Annotated in this window: 19 protein-coding genes and 4 pseudogenes; 8 read left to right on the top strand and 15 right to left on the bottom strand. The window is 70.0% G+C overall.

All coding sequences use genetic code 11. The features are described 5' to 3' along the window. The 5 genes and pseudogenes from ACFZBP_RS41770 to ACFZBP_RS41750 all read right to left on the bottom strand — a co-directional run. A pseudogene (locus ACFZBP_RS41770) lies at positions 1-257 on the bottom strand (ABC transporter substrate-binding protein); the annotation flags it as partial. A 374-nt stretch (positions 258-631) separates the two neighbouring features. Then, the gene (locus ACFZBP_RS41765) at positions 632-1,366 is read right to left on the bottom strand and encodes an SDR family NAD(P)-dependent oxidoreductase (RefSeq protein WP_383461093.1); all 735 of its coding nucleotides are present in this window, start codon (positions 1,364-1,366) and stop codon (positions 632-634) included. Positions 1,367-1,443: 77 nt separating this feature from the next. After that, positions 1,444-2,553: an alanine racemase gene (locus ACFZBP_RS41760; RefSeq protein ID WP_391421079.1), complete on the bottom strand. Its 1,110-nt coding sequence runs from the start codon at positions 2,551-2,553 to the stop codon at positions 1,444-1,446. A gap of 149 nt (positions 2,554-2,702) precedes the next feature. Further along, a complete protein-coding gene (locus ACFZBP_RS41755; RefSeq protein ID WP_391421078.1) occupies positions 2,703-3,191 on the bottom strand; it encodes an Atu1372/SO_1960 family protein in 489 nt (162 codons plus the stop codon). Positions 3,192-4,053: 862 nt separating this feature from the next. Next, the gene (locus ACFZBP_RS41750) at positions 4,054-4,707 is read right to left on the bottom strand and encodes an FCD domain-containing protein (protein WP_391421077.1); all 654 of its coding nucleotides are present in this window, start codon (positions 4,705-4,707) and stop codon (positions 4,054-4,056) included. Positions 4,708-5,005: 298 nt separating this feature from the next. On the opposite strand from ACFZBP_RS41750, the gene ACFZBP_RS41745 reads away from it, so the two are divergent. The 5 genes and pseudogenes from ACFZBP_RS41745 (at position 5,006) to ACFZBP_RS41725 (ending at position 10,654) form a co-directional block, all read left to right on the top strand. After that, entirely contained in the window at positions 5,006-5,686 is a 681-nt protein-coding gene (locus ACFZBP_RS41745) for a haloacid dehalogenase type II (RefSeq protein WP_391421076.1), read from the top strand. Between the two features lie 73 nt (positions 5,687-5,759). Next, positions 5,760-6,245, top strand: a complete 486-nt coding sequence (locus ACFZBP_RS41740) for an Atu1372/SO_1960 family protein (RefSeq protein ID WP_391421075.1) — start codon at positions 5,760-5,762, stop codon at positions 6,243-6,245. Positions 6,246-6,604: 359 nt separating this feature from the next. Further along, a complete protein-coding gene (locus tag ACFZBP_RS41735; RefSeq protein WP_383461072.1) occupies positions 6,605-8,008 on the top strand; it encodes an NAD(P)/FAD-dependent oxidoreductase in 1,404 nt (467 codons plus the stop codon). A gap of 20 nt (positions 8,009-8,028) precedes the next feature. After that, the gene (gene solA / locus ACFZBP_RS41730; protein ID WP_391421074.1) at positions 8,029-9,174 is read left to right on the top strand and encodes an N-methyl-L-tryptophan oxidase; all 1,146 of its coding nucleotides are present in this window, start codon (positions 8,029-8,031) and stop codon (positions 9,172-9,174) included. A 200-nt stretch (positions 9,175-9,374) separates the two neighbouring features. Then, positions 9,375-10,654 (top strand): annotated as a pseudogene (locus ACFZBP_RS41725) (MFS transporter). 81 nt (positions 10,655-10,735) lie between these two features. On the opposite strand, the gene ACFZBP_RS41720 reads toward ACFZBP_RS41725, so the two are convergent. Both ACFZBP_RS41720 and ACFZBP_RS41715 read right to left on the bottom strand, forming a co-directional pair. Beyond that, positions 10,736-11,914, bottom strand: coding sequence for an acyl-CoA dehydrogenase family protein (locus ACFZBP_RS41720; RefSeq protein ID WP_391421082.1), 1,179 nt, complete (start codon positions 11,912-11,914; stop codon positions 10,736-10,738). 137 nt (positions 11,915-12,051) lie between these two features. Continuing rightward, positions 12,052-12,480 (bottom strand): ferredoxin, encoded by a 429-nt coding sequence (locus ACFZBP_RS41715; protein ID WP_383459387.1) that lies wholly within the window; start codon positions 12,478-12,480, stop codon positions 12,052-12,054. Between the two features lie 26 nt (positions 12,481-12,506). Here ACFZBP_RS41715 and ACFZBP_RS41710 point away from each other — a divergent pair, with 26 nt between their 5' ends. Then, positions 12,507-12,863 (top strand): DUF6479 family protein, encoded by a 357-nt coding sequence (locus tag ACFZBP_RS41710; protein WP_391421073.1) that lies wholly within the window; start codon positions 12,507-12,509, stop codon positions 12,861-12,863. Between the two features lie 86 nt (positions 12,864-12,949). Continuing rightward, complete coding sequence (locus ACFZBP_RS41705) at positions 12,950-13,300, top strand: hypothetical protein (RefSeq protein ID WP_383459396.1); 351 nt, start codon at positions 12,950-12,952, stop codon at positions 13,298-13,300. Between the two features lie 192 nt (positions 13,301-13,492). On the opposite strand, the pseudogene ACFZBP_RS41700 reads toward ACFZBP_RS41705, so the two are convergent. Further along, positions 13,493-13,681: pseudogene (locus tag ACFZBP_RS41700) on the bottom strand (cytochrome c oxidase subunit 4); the annotation flags it as partial. After that, positions 13,591-15,413 (bottom strand): annotated as a pseudogene (gene ctaD, locus ACFZBP_RS41695) (cytochrome c oxidase subunit I). The pseudogenes ctaD and ACFZBP_RS41700, both read right to left, overlap by 91 nt. Before the next feature lie 220 nt (positions 15,414-15,633). On the opposite strand from ctaD, the gene ppk2 reads away from it, so the two are divergent. Next, positions 15,634-16,437, top strand: a complete 804-nt coding sequence (gene ppk2 / locus ACFZBP_RS41690) for a polyphosphate kinase 2 (protein ID WP_391421072.1) — start codon at positions 15,634-15,636, stop codon at positions 16,435-16,437. A gap of 27 nt (positions 16,438-16,464) precedes the next feature. Here ppk2 and ACFZBP_RS41685 read toward each other — a convergent pair whose 3' ends face one another. From ACFZBP_RS41685 to ACFZBP_RS41660, 6 genes are all read right to left on the bottom strand, one after another. Further along, complete coding sequence (locus ACFZBP_RS41685; protein ID WP_391421071.1) at positions 16,465-17,346, bottom strand: universal stress protein; 882 nt, start codon at positions 17,344-17,346, stop codon at positions 16,465-16,467. 104 nt (positions 17,347-17,450) lie between these two features. Beyond that, the gene (locus ACFZBP_RS41680) at positions 17,451-19,847 is read right to left on the bottom strand and encodes a glycoside hydrolase family 65 protein (RefSeq protein ID WP_383459410.1); all 2,397 of its coding nucleotides are present in this window, start codon (positions 19,845-19,847) and stop codon (positions 17,451-17,453) included. Further along, positions 19,844-20,644, bottom strand: a complete 801-nt coding sequence (locus ACFZBP_RS41675; RefSeq protein WP_391421070.1) for a beta-phosphoglucomutase family hydrolase — start codon at positions 20,642-20,644, stop codon at positions 19,844-19,846. Before ACFZBP_RS41675 ends, ACFZBP_RS41680 begins: the two co-directional genes overlap by 4 nt. Before the next feature lie 535 nt (positions 20,645-21,179). Beyond that, a complete protein-coding gene (locus ACFZBP_RS41670) occupies positions 21,180-21,611 on the bottom strand; it encodes a tetratricopeptide repeat protein (protein ID WP_391421069.1) in 432 nt (143 codons plus the stop codon). 289 nt (positions 21,612-21,900) lie between these two features. Further along, positions 21,901-22,374, bottom strand: a complete 474-nt coding sequence (locus ACFZBP_RS41665) for a MarR family transcriptional regulator (RefSeq protein WP_391421068.1) — start codon at positions 22,372-22,374, stop codon at positions 21,901-21,903. Positions 22,375-22,601: 227 nt separating this feature from the next. After that, positions 22,602-24,050 carry a GH1 family beta-glucosidase gene (locus tag ACFZBP_RS41660; protein ID WP_391421067.1) on the bottom strand — a complete coding sequence of 483 codons (1,449 nt, stop codon included), beginning with the start codon at positions 24,048-24,050 and terminating at the stop codon, positions 22,602-22,604. Positions 24,051-24,131: the final 81 nt, after the last annotated feature.

Here is a 24,131-nt window from a genome sequence, read left to right as displayed (position 1 = left end):
GCGTCGTCCAGGTTCAGCACCTTCACCTGGATGCCGGTCTCCTGCGTGAACGGCGTGTAGATCGCCTTCTGCAGAGCCGCACCATAGGAACCGCCGCTGTCACGGACGACCACCGTCTTGCCGCCCTTGCCGCCACTCCCACCGGCTGTCCGGCTGGAGCCGGTGCCGCAGGCGGCGAGGGAGGGAAGAGCTGCGAGGGCGGCCAAGCCGCCTGCTCCGCGCAGGAGCGCTCTACGACCGATCTGGGCATCACTCATGGCAATACTCCTCATCTGGGGACGCGTGGGACCAGCTGTGCGGGGGCTTTACCTCGCATGCGGGGGGATCGTTCGGAGCGGCGAACGCGGACGGAACATCGCCCGCTCGCCTTGCCGATCGCCGTTTGGGGCGCGTGTTCGCCATGGATCGAAGTTCCCGACGAGCTTGTCGCGGGAGCGATGTCGGCTGGGGGACCGGGTGGGTGGCGGTGGGGAAACCGGAGCCGGGACGGGGATGACCAGCGGAGTGGGGTGGTCCCCAGCAGAGCCGGAGCATGAGGCTCCGGTGAGGGATGAAGCAGATTCTGGCCTGCGGCTGAGGGACGGGCCGAGGTCGTTCAGCTCCTTGCTGATGGTGATGCCCAGCAGGGTGCTCAGCCGGCGGTGTACCCGCCGTCGACGGTCAGGACCGATCCGGTCACGTACGAAGACTCCCGCGAGGCGAAGAAGAGCACCGCGTCAGCGACCTCTTCAGGGGTGGCGAGGCGTTGGAGCGGGATCGTGCTCTCGCGCTGACGGCGGTAGGCCTCGGGGTCAGGCCTGCGCTGGAACGCCGCTTCGATGATCGGTGTGGCGGTCAGACCCGGAGCGACGACGTTGACCCGGATGTTGCGCGGAGCCCATTCGATCGCGGCGCCCTTGGCGAGCATGATGAGGCCCCCCTTGGCGGCGGAATACAGGACCTGCCCGGACATGCCGACCATGCCCAGCCGTGAACTGACGCAGACGAACGAGCCGCCGGTCTCGGGCATCAGCGGGGCGAAGTGCTTCATCACCAGGAACGCGCTGAGCAGGTTGCTCTCGAGCACGTTCCTCGCGTCCTCGCAGGCCATCTCGGTGAGCGGACCGTCCGCCTGCAGGCCGTGGTTGAGGACGACGACGTCGACGGTGCCGAAGGACTCCGCGGCCTGCTTGGCCAGGTGCTCGACGAACGTCTCGTCGTTGAGGTCTCCGGGAACGTACAGGTCGTCGGGCTCAGCACTGTCGAGCCGCTCCCTGCGGCCGGTGAGCAGGAGCCGCCCGCCCTCACGGCGGAAGTGGGAACTCACCGCCTGCCCTATGCCACTGCTGGCGCCTGTCACCAGGGCCGTGACGTTCTTGAGTCTCATGTCAGGCACTCCTCATTACGGGGGAGGTCGGTCGGGGGTGTGGGCTTGAGGAGGACGGGGGTCTTGTCCCGTGCGGGTCAGTTGAGGAATCCGCGGGCGTCGACCGGCCACCGCTCCAGCGACGTGCCCGTGCTGTCGGTGACGATCAGTTCCTCGAAACCGAGGACGACGGGGCATACGTGGTTGGGCACCACCGGTACGACGCTTCCGACGCGGGGCCGGAAATCGCCGTCCGGCAGCGGGAGGAACCCGTGGTACTCGTTGACCTTGGACAGGACCGCCTTCGTGCCGGCGATGCCGCCGTAGCCGATCTCGGGGCTGCCTTCTTTGCTGAGGGCCTTGTTGCCCACATCGACGATGACCTGGTCGGGGACCCAGTCGCTGACCACGGTCCCGGCGACGAACAGCGCGATCTGGTCCTCCGTGCACGAGCCCAGCCGGGCGTTGTTCAGATCGCCGAACACGTACTCGCCGGGACGGATCTCGGTGATCACGCTGCTGCTGGTGGAGAACTCGACGGTGGGCGTGGAGCCGGCGCTGACCACCTCCGCGGTGACCCCGACGCCTTCGAGGCTGCGTACCGCGGTGGTGAGCGCGGCTTCCTGGTCCTGCGCGGCACGCCGGCGAGCGTCGCGACCGAGGCAGCCGTGACCGGGATAGGTGAAGACGCCCGCCGGCACCAGACCGCGCTTGCGGGCGGCGAGCGCGAGGTCGCCCGCGAACTCGGGTGGCGCGCCGGAACGACGGGCGCCGCAGTCGACCTCGATCACGACCTGCAGGCGGTCCGGTTCGTCTCCCATCGCGTCGGCGAGGGCCTCGATCGCCGCGACGTTGTCGACGCCGACCCGCAGCCGGGCGGACTCGGCGAGCCGGCGGATCCGGGGCTTCTTCGATCCCGCGGCCCAGATCGGGTAGGCGAGGAAGATGTCGTCGAAGCCGGCCGCGGCGAAGACCTCGGCCTCACCGACGTTTCCCGCGGTGATCCCGACCGCGCCGGCCTCGATCTGGCGCCGACCGATCTCGACGCACTTGTGTGTCTTGACGTGCGGCCTGACCTTGATGTTGTGCCGGTCGGCGAAGCCCTGCATGCGGTCGATGTTGCCCTGCATGACGTCGACCAGGACGATCGGCGCGGGGGTGTCGATCCGCTCGACCAGAGCGTCGAGTGCTCGTTGCAGCTGATTCACGCTGCCCTCCTTGTGGTTCTGCCTGGAACGATCGAGGGGAACGATCGAGGGGAAATGATCGAGGGGCGCGGGTGCTGACTCCCCTCGATGCCGAACGCGCGTGCCCCGCGATATCGCGCGCACTCGGGTACACCGTCGTCGGGGCCGCTCTACGCAGCGGTGATGACCATCTGGATCTCGACCGGGGTGTTGAGCGGCAGCCCGGCGACACCGATCGCGGTGCGGGCGTGCCGTCCGTTCTCGCCCAGTACCTCGATGAGCAGTTCACTGGCCGCGTTGGCGACCTGCGACTGCTCACCGAAGTCCGGCGTACTGGCCACGAAGACCAGCATCTGCACGATCCGGACCCGGTCCAGATCGCCCACCGCCTGAACGGCGGCTGCAAGGCAGTTCAGCACGGCATCGCGCGCGAGTGACCGCGCCGTCTCGAGGTCGATGTCCCTGCCGACAGTGCCCTGCCCCAGCAGCCAACCGTCCCGGTAAGGCAGCTGGCCCGAAATGTAGGTGCTGGAGCCCACCGTCCGGTGGTGCACGTAGTACGGGTTCTCCCGGAGCTCGGGAAGGGCCAGCCCCAGGGCCTGAAGCCGATCGGAAGCCGAGTCGGTGTTCGCTGCCGAAGTCTCATGACTCTTGATCATCTGTACTCGGCCATCCTCTCGAGGATCGGCGGCGACAAAACCCCTTATCGCGCCTTAAAACCGTCAACCTATTGTCGTTTGTCGACCATATGGCTGTCCGTCGAGCACTGTCAATACGAACTTCAACCTCCAACGCGGCCCCGGAATCAGTTCGAGAGTGCGACGTGGCGGTTCAGAGCAAGGCGCGCAGGGGCTCAGGGAAGCGCCTGTAGCGTGAGACGCCGGGCCGGGTTCGGGAGTGACCGAGTACCTACGGGCTCTCGCGGGCCGGGAGGAACGCCGGCCCCATCACCGTGCCGGGACGACCGCCGGCGAGGACATCATGGATACTCTGCCGCCCGCGGTCGCGCCTCCAGCGCGGCGCCCCCACCGTGGCCGCGACCGAGGCCCGGACGTCGCACCAGTGTGCGTGACGGCATCCGGGCAGGCCAAGAACGGGGCGCTCGGACGAGCAGCGCGCGTTCGGCGACCGATGATGCGGTGCGACAAGCGCACCATGCGGGTCAGTGCGCCGCCTCGGCCATGTCGCAGGTGCGCGAGCAGACCACCCGGCGTGCCGGGATGCGGCCATACGCAGCACCCATGCCGATCTGGCGGGTGACCTGTGCCGGTCGTACGCGGGTGCGGTTCTCACAGGTGGCCAGGCCTCAGCGCGTGCACACACCGATGCCGGAACGGAAGCCGACCGATCGCGGCCACGACAGGAGGCACCCAGGACTCGACACAGCAGCTCGATCCGGCCTACGCCCGCCGGCGGAACCTTCACCGATGCCTGCCCGTGGTCGCACACCTCGATCACCGAACGCAGCGGCGTCGACGCCGTGGCGAACAGGCCTGGATGTTTCACACAGGCTGCATGGCCTCATGCATGCCGGGACGCAGGCTCCCCCGGATCTTCCGTCTTGGCCCCCAGCCCCATGGGGAAATGGGCAGCCAGTTCCCGGCGGAACGCCTCTGTGTCGCCACCCAGGGCAACGGCGGCCAACCTCTCGTGCTCGACGACCAGTTGCTGCGGGTCGTCGCTGTAGGTGCGGTGATCGACGCTGAGGTGGAGGCGCAGCTTGGTCTCCCAGCCGTTCCAGAGCCCCTGCAGGACACCGTGGCCCGAGAGATCGTAGAAGAGCCTGTGGAAGCGAAGGTGCGCGTCGATGCTGGCCGGGATGTCGTCCTCCTCCATGGCCCGGCGGAGATCCTCGACGGTCTGCAGCAACTGAGGCCGCTCAGGACCGCGCAGCGCTTCGGCCGAGAGCTCGGCGGCGTACGGCTCGACACGCAGCCGGACCGAGTCGATCTCGGCGACCTCCCGAGCGCTCACCTCGACGACGAACGCCCCACGGTAGGGGATCTTCACGACGAGGCCTTCCTCCTCCAGCTTGGTCAGCGCCTCGCGCAGCGGGGACCGGCTGATGCCGAGATCCGCGGCGATGTGCGCCTCGCGCAGCTGGCCACCAGGAGGCACGGTCCCATCGAGAATGGCGGCACGCAGTGTGCGGTAGACGCCGTCCGGCGTCGTCATCCGCTGCTCCTGCCACTCGAACTTGTGGTCCACCCCGTGACCCTCCCTCAGCGGTTGCCGACCACTTGGTCGTTTGTCGACTATACCTCCGGTTGCATCAACGTGATCGAGTGGGCTGCGCCGGCGGATCACCTCATGCGCAAGGAAGAAGGAAGGGGGTCGGTGCCGCCGCCCTCCCCCAAGGCGCTCCTCTGACACTGTTGACAGCTCAGACATATTTGGTCGACAATCGACCAGACAGATGGTCGACAATCGACCACAGCGTCAGACTGCTCCACTTAGACACACAGGAGGACCAGTGGCATTCGACATCAAGCCCAAGTTCGCGACGTTCGACATGAACGGAACGTTGATCAAGTTCAGCATCAACGACACCATGCGTGAGGTCCTGGGCGACCGGCTGCCGGCCGAGGTCGCCGACGACTTCCTGCGGATCTGCAAGGCGTACCGGATCGACGAGTGCACGGGCGCCTACCAGCCGTTCCACCAGGTCGTCGCCCGTTCCATGGAACGCGCCTCGCGCAAGGTCGGTCTGGAGTACCGCGAGGAAGACGCGCGGGCGGTGTACGAGACCATCCCCACCTGGGGCCCGTACCCCGGTGTCACCGAGGCGCTGAACCGCCTGGCCGAAGAGGTCCCGCTGGTCATCATCACGAACAGCGACACCGCGCACGCCAAGCGCCTCTCGGAGAACCTGAAGGCCCCGTTCGAGGTCGTCATCAGCGCCGAGGAGATGGGCATCTACAAGCCGCGACTCGGCACGTTCGACTACATGTTTGACAAGCTCGGCGTGACACCCGACGAGATCGTGCACGTCTCCGCGAGCCCGGCGTACGACCTGCGCTCCGCGGCGATCATGGGCATCGAGAACAAGGTGTACATGGACCGCGGCTGGGAGCACGACGAGCACTGGCTGGGCTACGAGCGGATCACCGACATCGCCGACCTCCCGGTCCTCTTCGGCCTGCCGCGCCCCTGACGTCCGAGCGGAGAACTGGAGAACCCGAGAACAGGAGAACTGAGGAAATGGTCCACAGCAAGGCGGTGGCGGCGTGAGCCTGCCCCTGCCTCAGACCGTCAAGGGCGACTCGGCTTCGGAAAGGCTCCAGAACCTCGGACTGGAGCTGCCCGACCTTCCCGGCAACGCATACTTCGTGCACCACCGGGGGGTGGACTCCACCATCCACATCTCCGGCCAACTCCCTTACCGAGACGGTGAGTTGCTGGGTCAGGGCGTTGTCGGCCGGGACCTGGAGCTGGAGACCGCGAAGGAACTCGCGCGCCATGCCGTGCTGAACTGCCTTGCAGCCGCCGTTCAGGCGGTGGGCGATCTGGACCGGGTCCGGATCGTGCAGATGCTGGTCTTCGTGGCCAGTACGCCGGACTTCGGTGAGCAGTCGAGCGTCGCCAGCGCGGCCAGTGAACTGCTCATCGAGGTACTGGGCGAGAACGGACGGCACGCCCGCACCGCGATCGGTGTCGCCGGGCTGCCGCTCAACACCCCGGTCGAGATCCAGATGATCTGCACCGCGGTGTAGCGGCGCGTACCGAAGCGCCGATGGTGCCCTCGACGTGATGCGGGAACCATCGGCCGTGTGCAGGACTTCGGTGCCGAGCACAGCCTCGACTCCAGGCCTCACAACGCACCTATCAAGGCCTCCCTCCAGCGCAGGTCAGCGGCCCCGAGGCTCCCCATCCGCGGGCGTGGGGACCTCGGGGCGGCGGCGCCGGCACCCGCTCGGGCACCTCGGCACTCCCAGAGGAGATCGCCGCCGCCCTCTTCCTCGCGTCGTCTGAGTCCTCGTACATCACCAGGGCGATCCGCCCCGTCCACGGCGGCCACACCGCCTTCCAGCACCGGCCCACACGGTTCCCAGACACAGAAGAAGGACACGACATGAACGCGCTTGCGGCACCACCCCGCAACGGAGAGCTCGGCTTCTGGGTGGCCCAACTGGCCGACAAGAAGCCCTCGTTCCCCCACTTCACCGGCCAGGACTCCGTCGACGTGGCCATTGTCGGCGGCGGCTACACCGGCTTGTGGGCGGCGTACTTCGCCAAGAAGCTCGAACCGTCGCTCTCGGTGGCCGTCTTCGAGGCCGAGCAGGTGGGCTACGGCGCATCAGGACGCAACGGTGGCTGGCTCTCGGCGATGCCTCCGGGAAACCGTGCCACCTTCGCCCGCGCCGGGGGAGGGCTGGAGGCGAGCCGGGCACTGCAGCAGGAGTTCGCCGCCGGCGTCGACGCCGTCCTGGACATCCTTGAGGCCGAGGGCATCGATGCCGATCAGCACAAGGGTGGCGCGCTCGTCGCCGCCCACACGCGGGCGGGGCTTGGCCGGCTTGTCACCCGGCGTGATGCCGAACTGAAGTACGGGCTGACCGACGACGAAGTCCACCTGCTCGACCGGGACGAGTTCCAGTCCCGGATCAACATCTCCACCGTCCACGGCGGGCTCTTCTACAAGCACTGCGCGCGGATCCACCCCGCGAAACTCGTCTACGGCCTCGCCGACACCCTGACCTCCATGGGCGTCAGGATCTACGAGAGCAGCCGCGTGGACCGTGTCGAGGGCAAGACCCTCACCCTGGCCGAGGGGCGTGTCACCGCGGCGAAGACGTTCATCTGCACCGAAGGCTACTCGGGGCAGCTGCTGGGCCGCCGGAGCCTGATCCCGGTCAATTCCTCGATGATCGTGACCAAGCCGCTGCCGGAGGAGGCGTGGCAGCAGATCGGCTGGGACGGGCCCCAGTGCCTCAACGACTCCGCTCACACGTTCATCTACTCCCAGCGGACGTCGGACGGCCGTATCGCCATGGGGGGCCGTGGTGTCCCCTACCGCTTCGGGTCCGGCACCGGGGGAGCCGGTGCGACCGCCCAGTCCACCATCGACCTGATCTCGCACAAGCTCAGCACCTTCTTCCCGGGCATCCCCTTCGAGGTGGATCACGCGTGGTCGGGAGTCCTGGGCGTCACGCGGGACTGGAACGGCGGCGTCCACTGGGACCCGGCATCCGGGATCGGATCGTCCACCGGCTACGCGGGACACGGTGTCACGGCGGCCTACGTCGGCGGCAGGACTCTCGTGGAGCTCGCCTTCGAGAAGGAAACCGAACGGACCACCCTTCCCTGGGTCGGCTACCGGGCGCCGAAGTGGGAACCGGAGCCCATCCGCTGGCTTGGCGTTCACGCCATGTACCGGCTCTTCGGAATTGCCGACCAGTGGGAAGAGCGCAGGGGCTCCAGCAAGACCTCACTCCTGGCCCGATTCGGCAGCCGCCTCGCCGGACTTCACGAGTAGACGAAAAGGAAACCGCTCTCATGGACGCACAACTCGCAGTCATCGGCCTGGGCAGCATCGGGAGCATGGCCCTGTGGCAGGCCTCCCGGCTGTCCGACTCAGTGGTGGGCTTCGAGGCCGCCACCCCGGCCCACGGCCGCAGTGCCGTGGGCGGGGACACTCGCCTGTTCCGCATGATCTACCTCGGCAGGCCCGACTACTACCCCATCATCGAACGCTCCCGTGGCCTCTGGGCCGAGCTCGAAGCGGAAACCGGGCAGGACATCCTCACGCCTACCGGGGGCCTGTCCATCGGAACGGCGAACGGCAGCTACATCAACAGCCTCCTCGAGGCAACGCGCATCACCGGAGCCGAACACTACGTGCTCAGCCGGGAGGAGTTGGCCGAACGCTACCCGCAGCACAACCTCCGCCCCGACGACTGCGCCGTCTATGACCCCCGCGGCGGCGTTCTGCGCACCGACCGCGCCGTCAGCGCCGCCGTCGCGGCGGCCCAGGCAGGCGGCGCCACCGTCCTGCAGAACACACCCGTGGACAGCATCACCGAAACCGACCACGGCGTGGTCGTCACCTCGGGCGACAGAACCTGGACGTTCGAGAAGGTCATCGTCGCCTCTGGCGGCTGGTCCCGAAGGCTCATGCCCGACCACCTCAAGGCCGTCACGGAAACCCATCGGATCGTCCTGACCTGGTTCATCGCCCAGGACGGCACGCAGTTCTCGCCGGAGAAATTCCCCGCCTTCAGCCGGTGGTACGAGGATCGCTCCATGTATGGCGCACCCGCCGTCGACGGCGTGACGGTCAAGGCATCGGTGGACGGACCGGTGGCCGGGCGCGCAAGGGCAACCCCCGACCCGGACGCCGTGCCAAGAGAACTCACCAGGGAAGAAGTCGAAAAGGTCACCGAGATCGTCACCGAATTCTTCCCCGGCCTGATCCCCACCATCGCGCGCGCCGACGCCTTCCCCGACCTGTTCACCCAGGACAGGCATCCCCTCCTCGGGTGGCTGGATCAGAACAGCAGCATCTATTGCGCCACCGGATTCTCCGGCAAGGGCTTCAAAATGGCGACCGGCTACGGCCACATCGCCGCACACGAGGCGCTCGGCAAGCAGACCGTCGAAGGCCTGGACTTCGTGCGTCCGGACCGGTTCAGGACCAGGTAACCGCCCACTCCTGGCGCCTCGGCGCAGTGGCCTGGGTATCGCCATCCGGCTGACGGTCGTTGCAGGACTCAACTCTTGATGTCCCGCAACGGTGCCCTGCTCGGAGCGCACACGGACCATCCCAGCGGGACGGCGCAGACGGTGTCGGAACGACCGCGTACGCCCGTACTCGTACGACTCAGGAACAGACGGACACCACCATGCCCGATCTCATCTCCCGCACCCTGACCCGCCGAACCGTCCGGACGACCAAGCCTTCACGCGAGCGGACCTGGAAGCATCTGTCACCGCTGCTGCGGCTGCTGATCCTTACCCAACTCACCTCTGGTATCGGCTTCTTCGCCGTTCTGCCGTTCCTCGCCGAGCACCTCGGCACCGCGCTCGGCATGGCGGGATGGATGGTCGGCTTCGTCCTGGGTCTGCGCACCTTCAGCCAGCAGGGCCTCTTCGTAGTCGGCGGCGCACTCGTCGACCTCCCTCACTCTCGGCTTCGCTCGAGCGGGAGGGACCCCCATCGGCGTACGCCCGATCGTGCTGGCCGGCTGCGTGCTGCGGGTCGCCGGATTCGTCTGGCTGGGGTACGCGGAGCAGACCTGGACGGTGATCGGCGCGGTGCTCCTCATCGGCTTCGCCGCCGCGCTGTTCTCACCGGCGGTGGAGTCCGATGCTGAGCGCGGCCGGACAGGCCGGTGCCTTCATCGGCCCGCTGCTCGGCGCCCTGCTGCTCGCCGTGGACTTCCGCACCACCTGCCTCGCCGGAGCCGCTGTTTTCGTCCTCGTCCTGGCCGGGCACGTATGGCTGATGCCGCAGCACATCCCCGGCCGAGTGCGCGCCCGACGGCGGGGCGGCACACGCGCACTGCTGCGCAACCGCAGCTTCCTCGCCCTGTGCTGTGCTTACGGCACCTACCTGCTCGCCTACAACCAGCTCTACCTCGCCCTGCCGGACGAGGTGCGGCGCGCGACCGGCTCCCAGGCGGCCCTGTCCTGGCTGTTCGCCCTGTCCTCCCTGCTGGTCGTCTGCGCCCAACTGCCCCTCACGCACTGGGCAGGCGACCGGCTCGGCCTGCGCCGCTCAATGATCGCCGGGCTGCTGCTCATCGCGGCCGGTTTCGGGGTCGTGGCCGCCGCCCTGCCCGCCGGCTGGACGGGTGTGGCGGGGTTGCTGCCCGCCGCCGGGTACGTCGTGCTGCTCACCCTCGGCCAGATGCTGGTCGTCCCCGCCGCCCACGCCTGGGTGCCCGACCTCGCCGAGGACGGCCGCATCGGCCTCTACACCGGCGCGCTGTCCTCCGTCTCCGGCCTGATCGTCCTCATCGGCAGCTCCGTCACCGGCTCCCTCCTCGATCTCGACCTCCCGGCCGCCGTCCCATGGCTCATCCTCGCCGCCGTCCCCGCCCTGGCGGTGGCACTGCTGCCCCACCACCCGAAGAAGACCGAGAGCGCCCCCGGTGCGGACCCGGCTGCCTCGGCAACCTGACCACCCCACCGACGTGTCAAAGCGGAGCAAGCTCCCGGACATCCTCGGTATGTGACAACTGGCGGCGGTGGTCACAACCGGCTAACGCCGGACCCTGGGCATCCCCAGGCCGATCCACGAGATGATCTCCCGCTGGATCTCGTTGTTGCCGCCGCCGAAGGTGAAGATGACGGCGGAGCGGTAGCCGCGCTCCAGTTCGCCGCGCAGCACCGCCCCCGCCGAGCCCTCCTTCAGCGCGCCCGGGGCGGCGACGATCTCCATCAGCCAGGCGTAGGCGTCGCGGCGCGCCTCGGAGCCGTAGACCTTGACGGCGGAGGCGTCCTGCGGGGTGAGGGTGCCGTCCTGGACGGCGCTGACCATCTTCCAGTTCAGGAGCTTGAGGGCGTCGAGCCTGGTGTGGGTCTGGGCGAGGCGGCGGCGGACCCAGGGCAGGTCGATCACCCGGCGGCCGTCGGCGAGCTTGGTCTCCATGGCCCAGCGCTGGACGTCGTGCAGGGCGCGGATGGCCATGGTGCCGTGGGCGGCGAGGGTGACGCGTTCGTGGTTGAGCTGGTTGGTGATCAGCCGCCAGCCCTGGTTCTCGGCGCCGACGCGGCGGGAGACGGGGACGCGGACGTTCTCGTAGTAGCTGGCCGTGGTGTCGTGCGAGGCGAGGGTGTTGATGAGGGTGCAGGAGTAGCCGGGGTCGGTGGTCGGGACGAGGAGCATGGTGATGCCCTTGTGCGGCGGGGCCTCGGGGTCCGTGCGGGTGGCCAGCCAGACCCAGTCGGCCGTGTCGCCGTTGGTCGTCCAGATCTTCTGCCCGTTGACGACGTAGTCATCGCCGTCCCGGACCGCGCGCGTCTTGAGGGAGGCCAGGTCCGTGCCGGCGTCGGGCTCGCTGTAGCCGATCGCGAAGTCGATCTCGCCGGAGAGGATCCTCGGCAGGAAGTAGGCCTTCTGCTCGTCCGTGCCGTACTGCATGATCGTCGGGCCGACGGTGTTGAGCGCCATCAGGGGCAGCGGTACGCCGGCCTGGGCGGCCTCGTCGAAGAAGATGAACTGCTCGATCGCGGTCAGGCCCCGGCCGCCGTACTCCTTGGGCCAGCCCACGCCGAGCCAGCCGTCTGCGCCGAGGCGCCGGATGACGGTGCGGTAGTGGCGCTTCTGGGCGGTCGGGTCGGTGAACCGGGTGCCGGCGAGGTCCGGCACCAACTCGGCGAAGTAGTCGCGCAGTTCACCGCGCAGCCGTTGCTGCTCGGGCGTGTATTCGAGGTGCACGGCGCCTCCAGGCTCCCCAATGCCGGTCCTGACGGCGCACACCGTAGAACGTGTTCCAGAAATTGGGAATGGCGAGGAGCGGGCCGGTACCGCCGCGATCCGGACCCAGCTCTCGGTCCGAGCTCTCGGCCGAGCTCTCAGTCGAGCGTGGCCATGAAGTCCGTGCAGGCCCGTGCGCAGTCGCGGCACGCCCGCGCCGTGTCCTCGGCGCCCGGGTACTTGTCGAAGACGTGGGCGCCTTCCAGACAGACCGTGCGGGTCCACTCCAGCTGCATACGCAGGGCACTCTCGGCGCTCTCGTCCATGCGGCCCTGCTCGGACAGCACACGGCAGGTCGCGTCGCACACCTCGGCGCACAGGATGCCCTTGCGGCGCACCAGGTCCTGTTCCGTCGTCCCGTCCGGGTCCACGAGGCTGGCGCGCAGGGCACAGGCGCGGGCGCACTCGGTGCAGGCCTGCGCACAGGCGAAGCGGTCCTCCAGGAACTGGACGAGCTCTTGCTGGGACGTTGTCGATGTCACACAGGGCGGGTAGCCGGAGCCGGAGGCACCAAACCCCGTGTTCATGAGAGGTCCGGGGGTACTCGCGAGCCATGGACACGACTTGGATGGACATCGCCGCAGCGAACGGCGCACTCGCCGCCGGACTGCTCGTCGCGGGTGTGGTCGTCGTCGCGCTGCTGATCGGCGCCTTCGTCGTGGGCGTCCGCGTCAGGCGCCGGGAACCGCGTCCGCCGCGCCCCGACGAGCAGCCGAGGCTGCCCGCCGACGGCCCGGTCCACGAGGTCCGGGAGAACAGGGAGCCGGCCGAGGTGCCCAAGAGCGAGACTCGGCTCACTCCGCACGACATGCCGGCCCACGGCAACATCCCGTCCCGGCCGAGCCCGTCGAAGAAGCGGCCCCGCTGGACCGAGGGCGGCAGCGGATCGTTCGGCAGCGGCGGTACGTGACGCCACCGGCCCCGCCCGAGGCGTCCCTGCGCGTCGCCCAGTCGTACCGAGGACGCGTCGCCCAGTCGTACCGAGGAAGTGAGAACATGGCCGACCACGCCCGCGACAACCTGCCTCTGCCCGACTACGACCACCTGCCGATCGGCGGGCTGGAGAGCCGCGTACGGTCGCTGACCTCCGAGGATGTCGAGGACCTGCTGGCGTACGAGCGGTCGCACGCCGACCGGCTGCCGGTGACCGAGTTGCTCGCCACCCGTCTGGAGCAGCTCCACTCCGGCGCCGAGCCGACATCCGGGAACCCGGGCGCCCTGCGCCCCGAGAGCGGCGGCCGCCGCGCGGGCTCGGCGGTGTCGCCCGCGACTGCGTCGCCGCCGTTCAGCCCGCCGCCGCACGGCTCCCCCGACCAGCGGGGGAAGCCGAAGGGTGATCGTACGTAACGGTCCGTTTCCGGGTGCGGACGCGGGGGCACTCGTGATCCGTGCTGTGGAGGAGGAGCAGGGCCCGCGCCGCCGCGCGGGCCCGTCGTGCGACCGCACGCGCCGCGGACCACGCCGACGAGTGGCTTCCAGGACGGAGCCCAGGGCGGTCGTGATCGGCCAGGGGCTGTGCGGGGAGAAGAAGGCGAGCGGGCCCGCGGTGTCGATGACCTCGGCGTCGGCGCGGTCCTGGGCCCTCGGGCCGCGCCTGCGGTGCCGCATGTGCAGGAAGAACGCGACGAGAGCGGCCATCAGGAACGCCACGAGCAGCACGGCGGTGCCGGCGGGTTCCTTGGATCGCCAGCCGTAGCCGACAGCCGTGACGAGGAAGAACCCCGCCACGCCCATGAACAGACGGGATTCGGTTTTCGCTGCTCCTGCCTTTGGTCGAGGCGGGCCAGGTCGGGGTGGTGCAGGTCGAACGCCGGGGACTCGGAGCGGATCCGGGGCAGCGCCGTGAAGTTGTGGCGCGGGGGCGGGCAGGTGGTGGCCCACTCCAGGGAGCGGCCGTATCCCCAGGGGTCGTCGCGGGTGGCCGGGGCGCCGTGGTGGGTGGTGCGCCAGACGTTGTAGAGGAACGGCAGGGTGGACAGGTCGAGCAGGAACGCGCCGACGGAGCTGACGGTGTTTCAGCAGCGTGAAGCCGTCCGTGGCGAGGTAGTCGGCGTAGCGGCGGGGCATGCCCTGCTCGCCGAGCCAGTGCTCGGCGGGGCATGCCCCGCTCGCCGAGCCAGTGCTGGACCAGGAAGGTGGTCTGGAAGCCGACGAAGAGGGTCCAGAAGTGGATCCGGCCCAGACGTTCGTCGAGCATCCTGCCGGTGAGCTTCGGCCACCAGAAGTAGAAGCCGCCGAACATCGCGAAGACGACCGTGCCGAACAGCACGTAATGCAGATGGGCGACGATGAAGTACGAGTCGGTGAGGTGGAAGTCCAGCGGCGGGGAGGCGATGAGGACACCGCTCATGCCGCCCAGCAGGAACGTCACCAGGAAGCCGCACGCCCACAGCATGGGGGTCTCGAACGACAGGGAACCCTTGATCATCGTGCCGATCCAGTTGAAGAACTTCACCCCCGTCGGCACCGCGATGAGGAACGACATCAGGGAGAAGAACGGCAGCAACACGGCCCCGGTGGCGAACATGTGGTGGGCCCACACCACCGCGGACAACATGGTGATGGCGATGGTGGCGCCGATGAGGCTGACGTAGCCGAAGATCGGTTTGCGGCTGAAGACCGGGATGATCTCGGAGACGATGCCGAAGAACGGCAGCGCGACGATATAGACCTCGGGGTGGCCGAAGAACCAGAACAGGTGCTGCCACAGCAGTGCCCCGCCGCTCGCCGCGTCGTAGATGTGCGCCCCGAACCTGCGGTCCGCCCCCAGGGCGAACAGGGCGGCGGTGAGCACCGGGAACGCGGGCAGGATCAGGATCGACGTGAACAGCACGTTCCAGGTGAAGATCGGCATCCGGAACATCGTCATGCCAGGGGCGCGCAGGCACAGGATGGTGGTGATGAAGTTGACCGCGCCGAGCGTGGTGGACACGCCGGTCACCACCAGGCCCATGGTCCACAGGTCGCCGCCGGAGCCGGGGCTGCGGACCGCGCTGTTGAGGGGTGCGTAGGCGAACCAGCCGAAGCTCGCCGCTCCCCCGGGCACGAGGAAGCCGCCGACGACCATCAGGCCGCCGCCCAGGTACAGCCAGTACGACAGGGCGTTCAGCCGGGGGAACGCCACGTCCGGGGAGCCGATCTGCAGCGGCATGATCGCGTTGGCGAACCCGGCGAACAGGGGGGTCGCGAACAGCAGCATCATGATCGTGCCGTGCACGGTGAACAGCTGGTTGTACTGGTCGTTGTTGAACAACTGGAGCCCGGGACGGGCGAGTTCGGCCCGCATCAGCAGTGCGAGGACACCGCCGAGGAGGAAGAAGGCGAAGGAGGTCGTCAGATACAGGTTGCCGATCACCTTGTGGTCGGTCGTCGTGGTCCACCGCAGCAACGCCCGTCCGAAGCGCCCACGCGGCCGGGACGGTGTCCCACGCGCCGGGTCGGTCCTGCTGTCCACCGCCATGCGCCGCTGGGTACCCGGGCGATGCGGACGTCAGTCCTGCTGCGCCCGGCATTCACCCGTGCGCCTCGGACGCCCTCGGCCTGCGTCGGCGACTGCGCCCGTCCTGCCCGTACCGGGTGCGCGTACGTCCACGGGGTGCGAGGGGGCGTACGGGGTGCGCGGCGCGGCGGCGGTCAGTACGGTGCTGTTCTGGTGTTCGAGTTCGGCTGTGGGAGGCCGCATGGCCGGCGACAGGGCGGAGAAGCTGCCGCGCAAGCAGTACGAGAGGGAACTGCTGCGCCTGCAGATGGAGCTGGCGAAGCTTCAGGAGTGGGTGCGGACGGAGGGTGCCCGGCTGGTCGTGGTCTTCGAGGGGCGGGACGCGGCGGGCAAGGGCGGCACCATCAAACGGGTCACCGAACATCTCAACCCGCGGATCGCGCGGATCGCGGCGCTGCCGAGGCCCACCGAACGTGAGCGCGGCCAGTGGTACTTCCAGCGGTACATCCAGCATCTGCCCGCCGCCGGTGAGATCGTGCTGTTCGACCGCAGCTGGTACAACCGGGCCGGTGTCGAGCACGTCATGGGGTTCTGCACCCAGGAGGAGTACCAGCGCTTCCTGCATCAGTGCCCGATCTTCGAACGGATGCTGGTGGAGGACGGGATCCTGCTGCGCAAGTACTGGTTCTCGGTGAGCGACGAGGAGCAGCAGGACCGCTTCAGGCGCCGTCTGGAGGACCCCCTGCGCCGCTGGAAGCTCTCCCCGATGGACCTGGAGTCGATCACCCGCTGGGAGGCGTACTCCCAGGCCAAGGACGCGATGATGGTGCACACCGACATCGCCGAGGCGCCCTGGCACGTCGTCGAGAGCGACGACAAGCGCCGCGCCCGGGTGAACATGATCGCCCATCTGCTGGACTCGGTGCCGTACCAGGACGTCCCCCCGCCCGTGCTGGACCTGCCCGAACGGCCGGAGTCGAGCGGCTACCAGCGGCCGCCGCGCGACCTTCAGAAGTACGTCCCGGACCACGCGGCGAACCTCTGAGCCGGACGCGCCTCCCGCCCGGCCCGTTCACTCCTGCCCCGACCGCACGACGGCGACCGGGCAGTGGGCGTGGTGGAGCAGGGCCTGACTGACCGACCCCAGGAGCATCCCGGAGAATCCGCCCCGCCCGCGCGCCCCGACCACCACCAGTCCGGCGTCGGCGCTGGCCTCGATCAGGGTGTGCCGGACCCGGCCGCGCACCAGCCTGCGGTCCACGGCGACGTCGGGATAGCGGTCCCGCAGCCCGCCCAGCGCCTCGGCGAGCACGCGTTCCTCCTCGTCGTGCAGCCGCCCCTCGTCGTACGTCACGAAGGGCGGGTCGGCGGGGCTGTCGTAGGCGCGCTCGGTCCGGGTGCTCCAGGCGTGCAGCGCCACCAGGTCCGTGCCGTGCAGGGAGGCCCGGGAGAAGGCGAACTCGACGGCTCCCCGGGCGGCCGGCGAGCCGTCGACGGCCAGGAGGACGGGACCGGCCGGATTCGGCCTGCCGCGCACCACCAGCACCGGGCAGGCGGCATGCGCGGCCAGATGCCCCGCGGTGGAGCCGAGCAGCAGGGCACCGAACCGGCTCAGGCCCCGGCTGCCGACCACGACCAGGGACGCGGTGCGCGACTCGATCTCCAGGACCGTCACCGGTTCGCCGACGACGATCTCGCGCATGACCTCGATGCCGGGCGCCGCCTCGTGGGCCCGCCGTTCGGCCTTGGCCAGCGTCCCGTCGATCAGCTCGCGCATCCCGGCACCACTGGGCTCCCAGGGCCGACCGCCGTGCGGAATGTGCGCGGCCGGCCACCCGAAGGCATGCACCAACCGCAGCCCCACACCGTGCAGTCCCGCCTCCCGCGCCGCGAGCTCCACCGCCTCCAGGCTGGACGCCGAACCGTCCACCCCCACGACAACCGGGCCGTTCATCACGCTCCCCTTTCCGGGCGGCGGCCGCGGGCCCGCGCGCCGGGTCGGCGGCCGTTGCCCTCCCAGCCTCTCCCCGCCGGCGGCATTCCGCACCGGCCGGGCCGTCAGTCGCGAAGGACCAGGCGGCCCGTCTGGCCCGGTTCCAGGGTCACGCCACGGCCGGGCAGTCGTACGTCGATGGGGGATGCGTCGGAGGACGGGACCTCGATCTCCAGCAGGCCGCGCTCCAGGCGCAGCCGTACCCCCCAGTGGCCCTGGTAGCGCAGGGGGAAGCCGTAGGAGGACAGCTCGGGCAGGGGTACGGGGTCCAGCCAGAGGGCACCGCCCCGGGTCTCCAGGCCGGTCAGGCCGCGTTGGACGAGGTCGAGGGTGCCGGCCATGGCGCCCAGGTGGATGCCCTCGCCGGTGGTGCCGCCCTGGACGTCGGCGATGTCGCCCTGGAGGGCCTCCTGGCAGAACTTCCACGCCTCGCTGCGCCGGCAGCGGGCGAGCACCCAGCCGTGGACCAGGCCGCTGAGGGTGGAGCCGTGGCTGGTGCGGTGCATGTAGTACTCGAGGGTGCGCCGCCAGGTGTCCTCGTCCAGCCGCACTCCCAACCGGTGGAACAGGCTCCCGAGTTCGGCCGGGGCGAAGAGGTAGCCGAGCATCAGGACGTCGGCCTGTTTGGACGCCTTGTAGCGGTTGACGGTGTCGCCCTCCGCCTCCAGGATCCGGTCCAGCCGCCGGATGTCGCCGTAACTCTCGCGGTAGCCGTGCCAGTCGAGCTCGGCGAGGTCGCCGTAGCCCGCGAACTGGCTGATGACGTCGTCGTGGAAGGGCACGTGGAGGTGGCGCGACACGTCCTCCCACAGTTCGAGTTCGCCCACGTCTAGGCCCGTGCGCTCGGCGAGTTCGCGGCGGCGGGGCTCGGGCAGTGTGTCGAGCAGCTCCAATGTGCGGGCCAGCACCCAGGCCGCGGTCACGTTGGTGTAGGCGTTGTCGTCCAGGCCGGGCGCCGCCGCGTCCGGGTACGCCTCGTGGTACTCGTCCGGTCCCACCACGCCCTTGATGCGGTACCGGCCGAGGCTCCCGTCGTGGACGGCCTTGTCGGCCCAGAAGCGGGCGATCTGCAACAGCATCTCGGCGCCCCTGGTGTGCAGGAACTCCATGTCGCCGCTCGCCTCGCAGTACTGCCACACGTTGTACGCGATCGCCGAGCCGACGTGGTGCTGGAGACGGGAGTGGTCGGGCAGCCAGCGTCCCGAACGCGGGTTGAGATGGAGCTGCTGGGTCTCCTCGCGTCCGTCGCTGCCGCTCTGCCAGGGGTACATCGCGCCCCGGTGGCCCGCCGCCCGGGCCGAGGTGCAGGCCTGTTCGAGGCGTCGGTGGCGGTGGCGCAGCAGGGCGCGGGAGACCTCCGGGAAGTGCAGGTTCAGGTACGGCAGGACGAACAGCTCGTCCCAGAAGACATGTCCGCGGTAGGCCTCGCCGTGCAGTCCCCGGGCCGGTACACCGACGTCCAGGTCGGCGGTGTGCGGGGAGAGGGTCTGCAGGACGTGGAAGAGGTGCAGCCGCAGGATGCGGCCCGACTCGCCGGGCACGTCGAGTGCGGCGCGGCGCCAGAGCTGGTCCCAGGCCGTCAGGTGCGACGCGACCAGCGCGTCGAAGCCGGGGGCCCGGCCCACCCGGTCGACGGCGGCGTGCAGCGGGTCGCTGATGGCCGGGTCGCGGGAGGTGTGCAGGGCCACGGTCTTGTCGACGGTGGCGGTCCGGCCGGGAGCCAGGTCGAGGGTCAGCTTCTGGAGGGCGTACGGCCGTTCATGGCGTGCCGTGACGGTTGCGTCGGTGGTCAGCCGGGAGGCGATGCCGATCCGGATGTCGGAGGTACGGGTGCGGCAGCGCAGCCAGACCGTGTCCGGGGCGGCGGTGCCGGTGTGGACGTGGGTCAGATGGCGGCCGTCGAGGTCCCGGTAGCGCGCCACGCCGGAGTTGGTGACGCCACCGTCCAGGGCCGCCTCCACCTCCAGCGGGCCGGAGAACCCTTCGGCGGTGAACTCGGTGCGCAGGGCGGCGAGATGGGGATCGGCCATGTGCGCCATCCGATGCTGGCGCACGGTCAGGACGCGGTCGTCGCCCAGGTCGTACCGCGTCCGGCGCTCCAGCAGTCCCGCGGCCAGGTGCAGCATCTGCCGGTGGCCGAGGACATGGGTGGCGTCCGGCGTGATCCAGTCGCCGCCGGGGAGCCGGAACCGCAGGGGCAACCAGTTGGGAACGTTGACCATGTCCTCGTTCTCCACACGGCGGCCGGCCACCTCGGAGGTGAGCCGGTTGTAGATGCCGGCCACATACGTCCCCGGGTAGTGGACGTCGTCGGCGGCGCACTCGGGCAGCGCGCCCCGGGTGGCGAAGTAGCCGTTGCCGAGCGTGCACAGCGACTCCCGGAGGCGTTCGTCGGCGGGCTTGTAGCCCTCGTACTCCCAGCTCCAGCCCGTCTCCTCGGCCTCCAGGCTCCGGTCCGTCACGTCGGCGCTCCTCCCGCGCAGAGTTCTCCGAGGTCGTGTACGACGAGGTCGGCGCCGTGCCGCAGCAGCCGTGCCCCGGTGTCCGCGCCGGCGGCCCGGTCCACGCCGACCACCAGGGCGAACCCGCCGCGCCGCCCCGCCTCCACTCCTGCCAGGGCGTCCTCGACGACGGCGGCCCGGTCGGCGGGGACGCCGAGCCGGCGGGCCGCCTCCAGGAAGAGGTCCGGCTCCGGTTTGCCCGCGAGTCCCAGCCGGGCCGACTCGCCGCCGTCCACGAGGGCGTCGAACAGGTCGAGCACCCCGGCCCGGCTCAGCAGCTCACCGGCGTGCCGGGACGCGGACGCCGCCGCGCGGGGCACTCCTGCCGCGCGCAGGGCCTTCACCAGCCGTACGGTCCCCGGGTAGGCGTCGACACCGTCCTCGCGCAGCCGCCGGGTGAAGAGGCGCTCCTTGTCCTCGGCGACGGACCGGACCGTCTCGTCCGACGCGCCGATGCCGCGGGCGGCGAGGAAGGCCGCGGCTCCGTCGAGGCGCGACTTGCCGTCCACGTGGCGCAGGTAGTCCTCCCGCGCGTCGAAGGGGCGGCGCTGGTCGGGGTCCTCGGGCGGGTGGGCGCGCAGGAAGCCGTCGAAGGCCACCTTCCAGGCGGCGGCGTGCACCTTGGCCGAGTCGGTGATCACCCCGTCGGTGTCGAAGACGACGGCGCGCACGTCACGCAGGACGGGGGCGAGCGCGTCTCCGGGCCGGTCAGGGGTATCGGGCGTGCCGGACGCGTTGGGCGTGTCGGGCGGGCGCATGGTCAAGGCCGCCGCGGCGGGACGGCGCTCGGGCAGTGCGCGCGGCAGTGCCCCGCGGGTACGGCATCCAGGGGATGCCGGTGCGGGTCGGCAGCAGGGAACGTGAAGCGCACGGTCCTCTCACCTCCGCTCGACGGCCCGCCCGCGTCCGGCGGGATCCGCTCATGGGTACCCGCCAGGCCCGCCTTGTCACCTCCGTCCCGTCCCGTGAGCCGCCGCGTCTTGGTCCTCCGTGCCCGGTGAGGGCCGGCCGGCCCTGGCGCGTCAGCCGCGGGCATGGTGTGCTGGAGGTGACGGGAAGGACCCGGAACGGCGCGGGGAAGCGGATGACGGCCGCGCACCGCGCAATCAGGATCCGCGAGAAGTGGATAGGGCCCTTCCCGCCCTGTCTTCGCTCGTACCCGCCCTGCGAGATCGCCCCGCAGCGCGCCAATGCGTCAGCCCGAGGATCTTCACGGAGAGCCTCGAGCAGTACGAGACCTTCTTCCCCGGCATACGGCCGGCCCCCGGCGCCCCCACGCGCTGCCCGTGCCGCTCACGCGTCGTCCGGGAACTCACCCGCGAACGCGCCGGCCATGCGCAGCCAGGGTTCCGCCTCGTCCCCGCGTCCCTGGCGTTGCAGGGTGCGTCCGAGCATCAGGTGGGCGTAGTGCTCCACCGGATCGCGCTCGACGATCTGGCGCAGCTGTTGCTCCGCGCGTCCCAACTGAGCGGAGTGGTAGTAGGCGCGGGCCAACAGCAGACGGGGACCCGTCTGCTCCGGCACCTCCTCGACCACGGCCGCGAGCAGCTTCGCCGCTGCGGTGTAGTCCTTGGCGTCGAACAGCAGCCGGGCCCGCTCCCAGCGCTCGAGGGTGCTCTCCTCGTGCGGCACTCCGGCCCCGCCGTCGAACAGGTGCAGGGCGCCGGCCCAGCGGTCGGGCGCCACTCCGTCCGTCGCCGCGTACGCGTTGAAGTTGTCGGTCATCGTCTTTCGGCTCCTCTCTCGGGTGCTACGCCACAGGTCCGGTCGGCAGGCCGCATGAACACATCCGCTCTTCCCGCCCAGCCCGACGATGGCCTGCTCGGCTGTGCCGTGCCCGATGGGGGTGCCCCCGCGCGAGCCGGGCGAAGCTCGGTTCGCGCGGGGCGCGTACCGCTTCCGGTGTCGCCGGAGCAGCTGGGGGTTCTGCCGGCCTGGAGGGACGCCGACGTGTTCACTCCCGCCTCCTCGGCACCCTCCTCGACCGATGGCAGTGCCTGACGAGCCGGGTCGGTCAGGACTGGGTCTCGTCCAGCTTGCCGATGACGCGCTCGGAGATCTCGGTCAGGACCCGGAGTTCGGCCGGCGTGACATGGTCCATGAACAGTTCGCGCACCGCTTCGACATGACGCGGGGCGGCCGCCTCGATGGCGGCCCGCCCCGCGTCCGTGATCACCACGAACGCGCCGCGTCCGTCCTCGGGGCACTCCTCGCGCACCACCATGCCCCGGCCGGCCATGCGGGCGATGTGGTGGGACATCCGGCTCTTCTCCCACTCCAGCGCCCGCGCCAGATCCTGGTACCGCTGCCGCCCGTCGGGGGTGTCCGTGAGATGGACCAGCACCGCGAAGTCAGCGGGGGACACGTTCGACTCCGACTGGAGCATGCGGCCCAGACGTCCGCCGAGCCGCTCATGCAGCCGGACGAAGCCTCGCCACGCGCGCTGCTCGTCCGCCGTCAGCCATCGCGCTGTCCCTTGCTCTGCCATGGAGAAAGTGTAAGCGTAGTTGACAGTTCACCAAACGGCCCGAGAGTGGCCAGCGGTGCCGCGTCAGCCCACCTGGATGTCGGCGGCGTTCTCGGCGAGCCAGGCGTCGAAGCTCTTCAGCGCCGGGCTTCTGGTCACCCACGACAGCTTCTCCCGTCCCGGGTGAAACCCCATCCGTTGACACGTCAACTGAATCACAAGGTCGCCGGCATGGCAACCTCTACGGTCTACCCCTCGGCCGGCAGGAGCGGGATGCTGCTCGTCGTGGCCAGCTCCCGGTACCACAGGGCGCTGTCCTTCAACGTGCGGCGCTGGGTCTCGTAGTCGACGTGGACGATGCCGAAGCGCTTCGAGTACCCGTAGCCCCACTCGAAGTTGTCCATCAGCGACCACACGAAGTACCCGCGCAGATCGACGCCGGAGGTCAGCGCACGGTGGGCGGCCGTGAGGTGGCGGCGGAGGTAGTCGATGCGCTCGGGGTCGTGGACGGCGTAGGTGCCGTCGGCGCGGGCGGTGACGCGGTCGTCGAAGGCGGCTCCGTTCTCGGTGATGACCAGCGGCTGGCCCGGGAACCGGGTGTGCAGGTCAAGCAGGAGTTCCTCGAGGCCGTCGGGGTCGATGTTCCAGCCCATGGCGGTGTGCGGGCCGGGCTGCTCGACGAACTCGACCTGGGGCGAGCCGGGCCAGGGCGAGCCGCCCATGTCCTTGTGGCCGTCGTGGTTCTGACGTGGCGTCACACCGTCCCAGAGGCGGACGGCGGTGGTGGCGTAGTAGTTGACGCCGAGCAGGTCCAGGGGCTGGTGGATCCGGGCGAGGTCGCCGTCCTGGACGAACGCCCAGTCGGTGACCTCGGCCGTGTCCTCGATCAGGTCCGCCGGGTAGTGGCCACGCAGCAGGGGGTCGGTGAAGGAGCGGTTGGCCAGCGCGTCGATGCGGCGCACGGCCTCCTTCCCGCCGTCACCCCGGCCCCGCAGGACATGGAAGTTGAGGGTGATGGAGTACTGCGGATCGTTGGTGGTCACCGCCCGCAGCCGCTCCACCGCGAGACCGTGGGCGAGGTTCAGGTGGTGGACCGCCCTCAGCGCGGCTGCGCCGTCGGTGCGGCCAGGGGCGTGCGCCCCGGATCCGTAGCCCAGGTAGGCGGAGCACCACGGTTCGTTCAGGGTCGTCCAGATCGCGACGCGGTCGCCGAGGGCCTCACCGACGATACGGGCGTACTCGGCGAAGGCGTGGGCGGTGGCTCGGTTCGTCCAGCCGCCGGAGTCCTCGAGGGCCTGGGGCAGGTCCCAGTGGTAGAGGGTCGCGACCGGCGCGATCCCCCGGTCGAGCAGGCCGTCGACCAGACGGTTGTAGAAGTCCAGCCCCTTGGGGTTGGCCGGCCCCCGGCCGGTCGGCTGGATGCGCGGCCAGGAGATGGAGAAGCGGTAGGCCCGCAGCCCCAGGGACGCCATGAGATCGAGGTCGCCCTCGAGCCGGTGGTAGTGGTCGGCGGCGACGTCGCCGGTGTCGCCGTTCCACGTCTTGCCGGGGGTGCGGGAGAAGGTGTCCCAGATCGACGGGCCGCGTCCGTCCTCGGTGGCGGCGCCCTCGATCTGGTAGGCCGCGGTCGCGGAGCCGAGGACGAAGTCGGCGGGGAACGAGAGGGGCTGGGCGGGGTCGTTCGGGGATGTCGGCATGCGGATCTCTCTGGAGGTCTCGACTCGGGGCCGGGTCCCGACGGACCAGGCGTGTCGGTGGCCCGGGACCGTCGCCCGGCC

Source organism: Streptomyces sp. NPDC008086 (assembly GCF_042957325.1).
GTDB lineage: Bacteria > Actinomycetota > Actinomycetes > Streptomycetales > Streptomycetaceae > Streptomyces.
The sequence above is the reverse complement of the archived record's forward strand: the minus strand, read 5'-3'. Positions and strand labels throughout refer to the sequence as shown.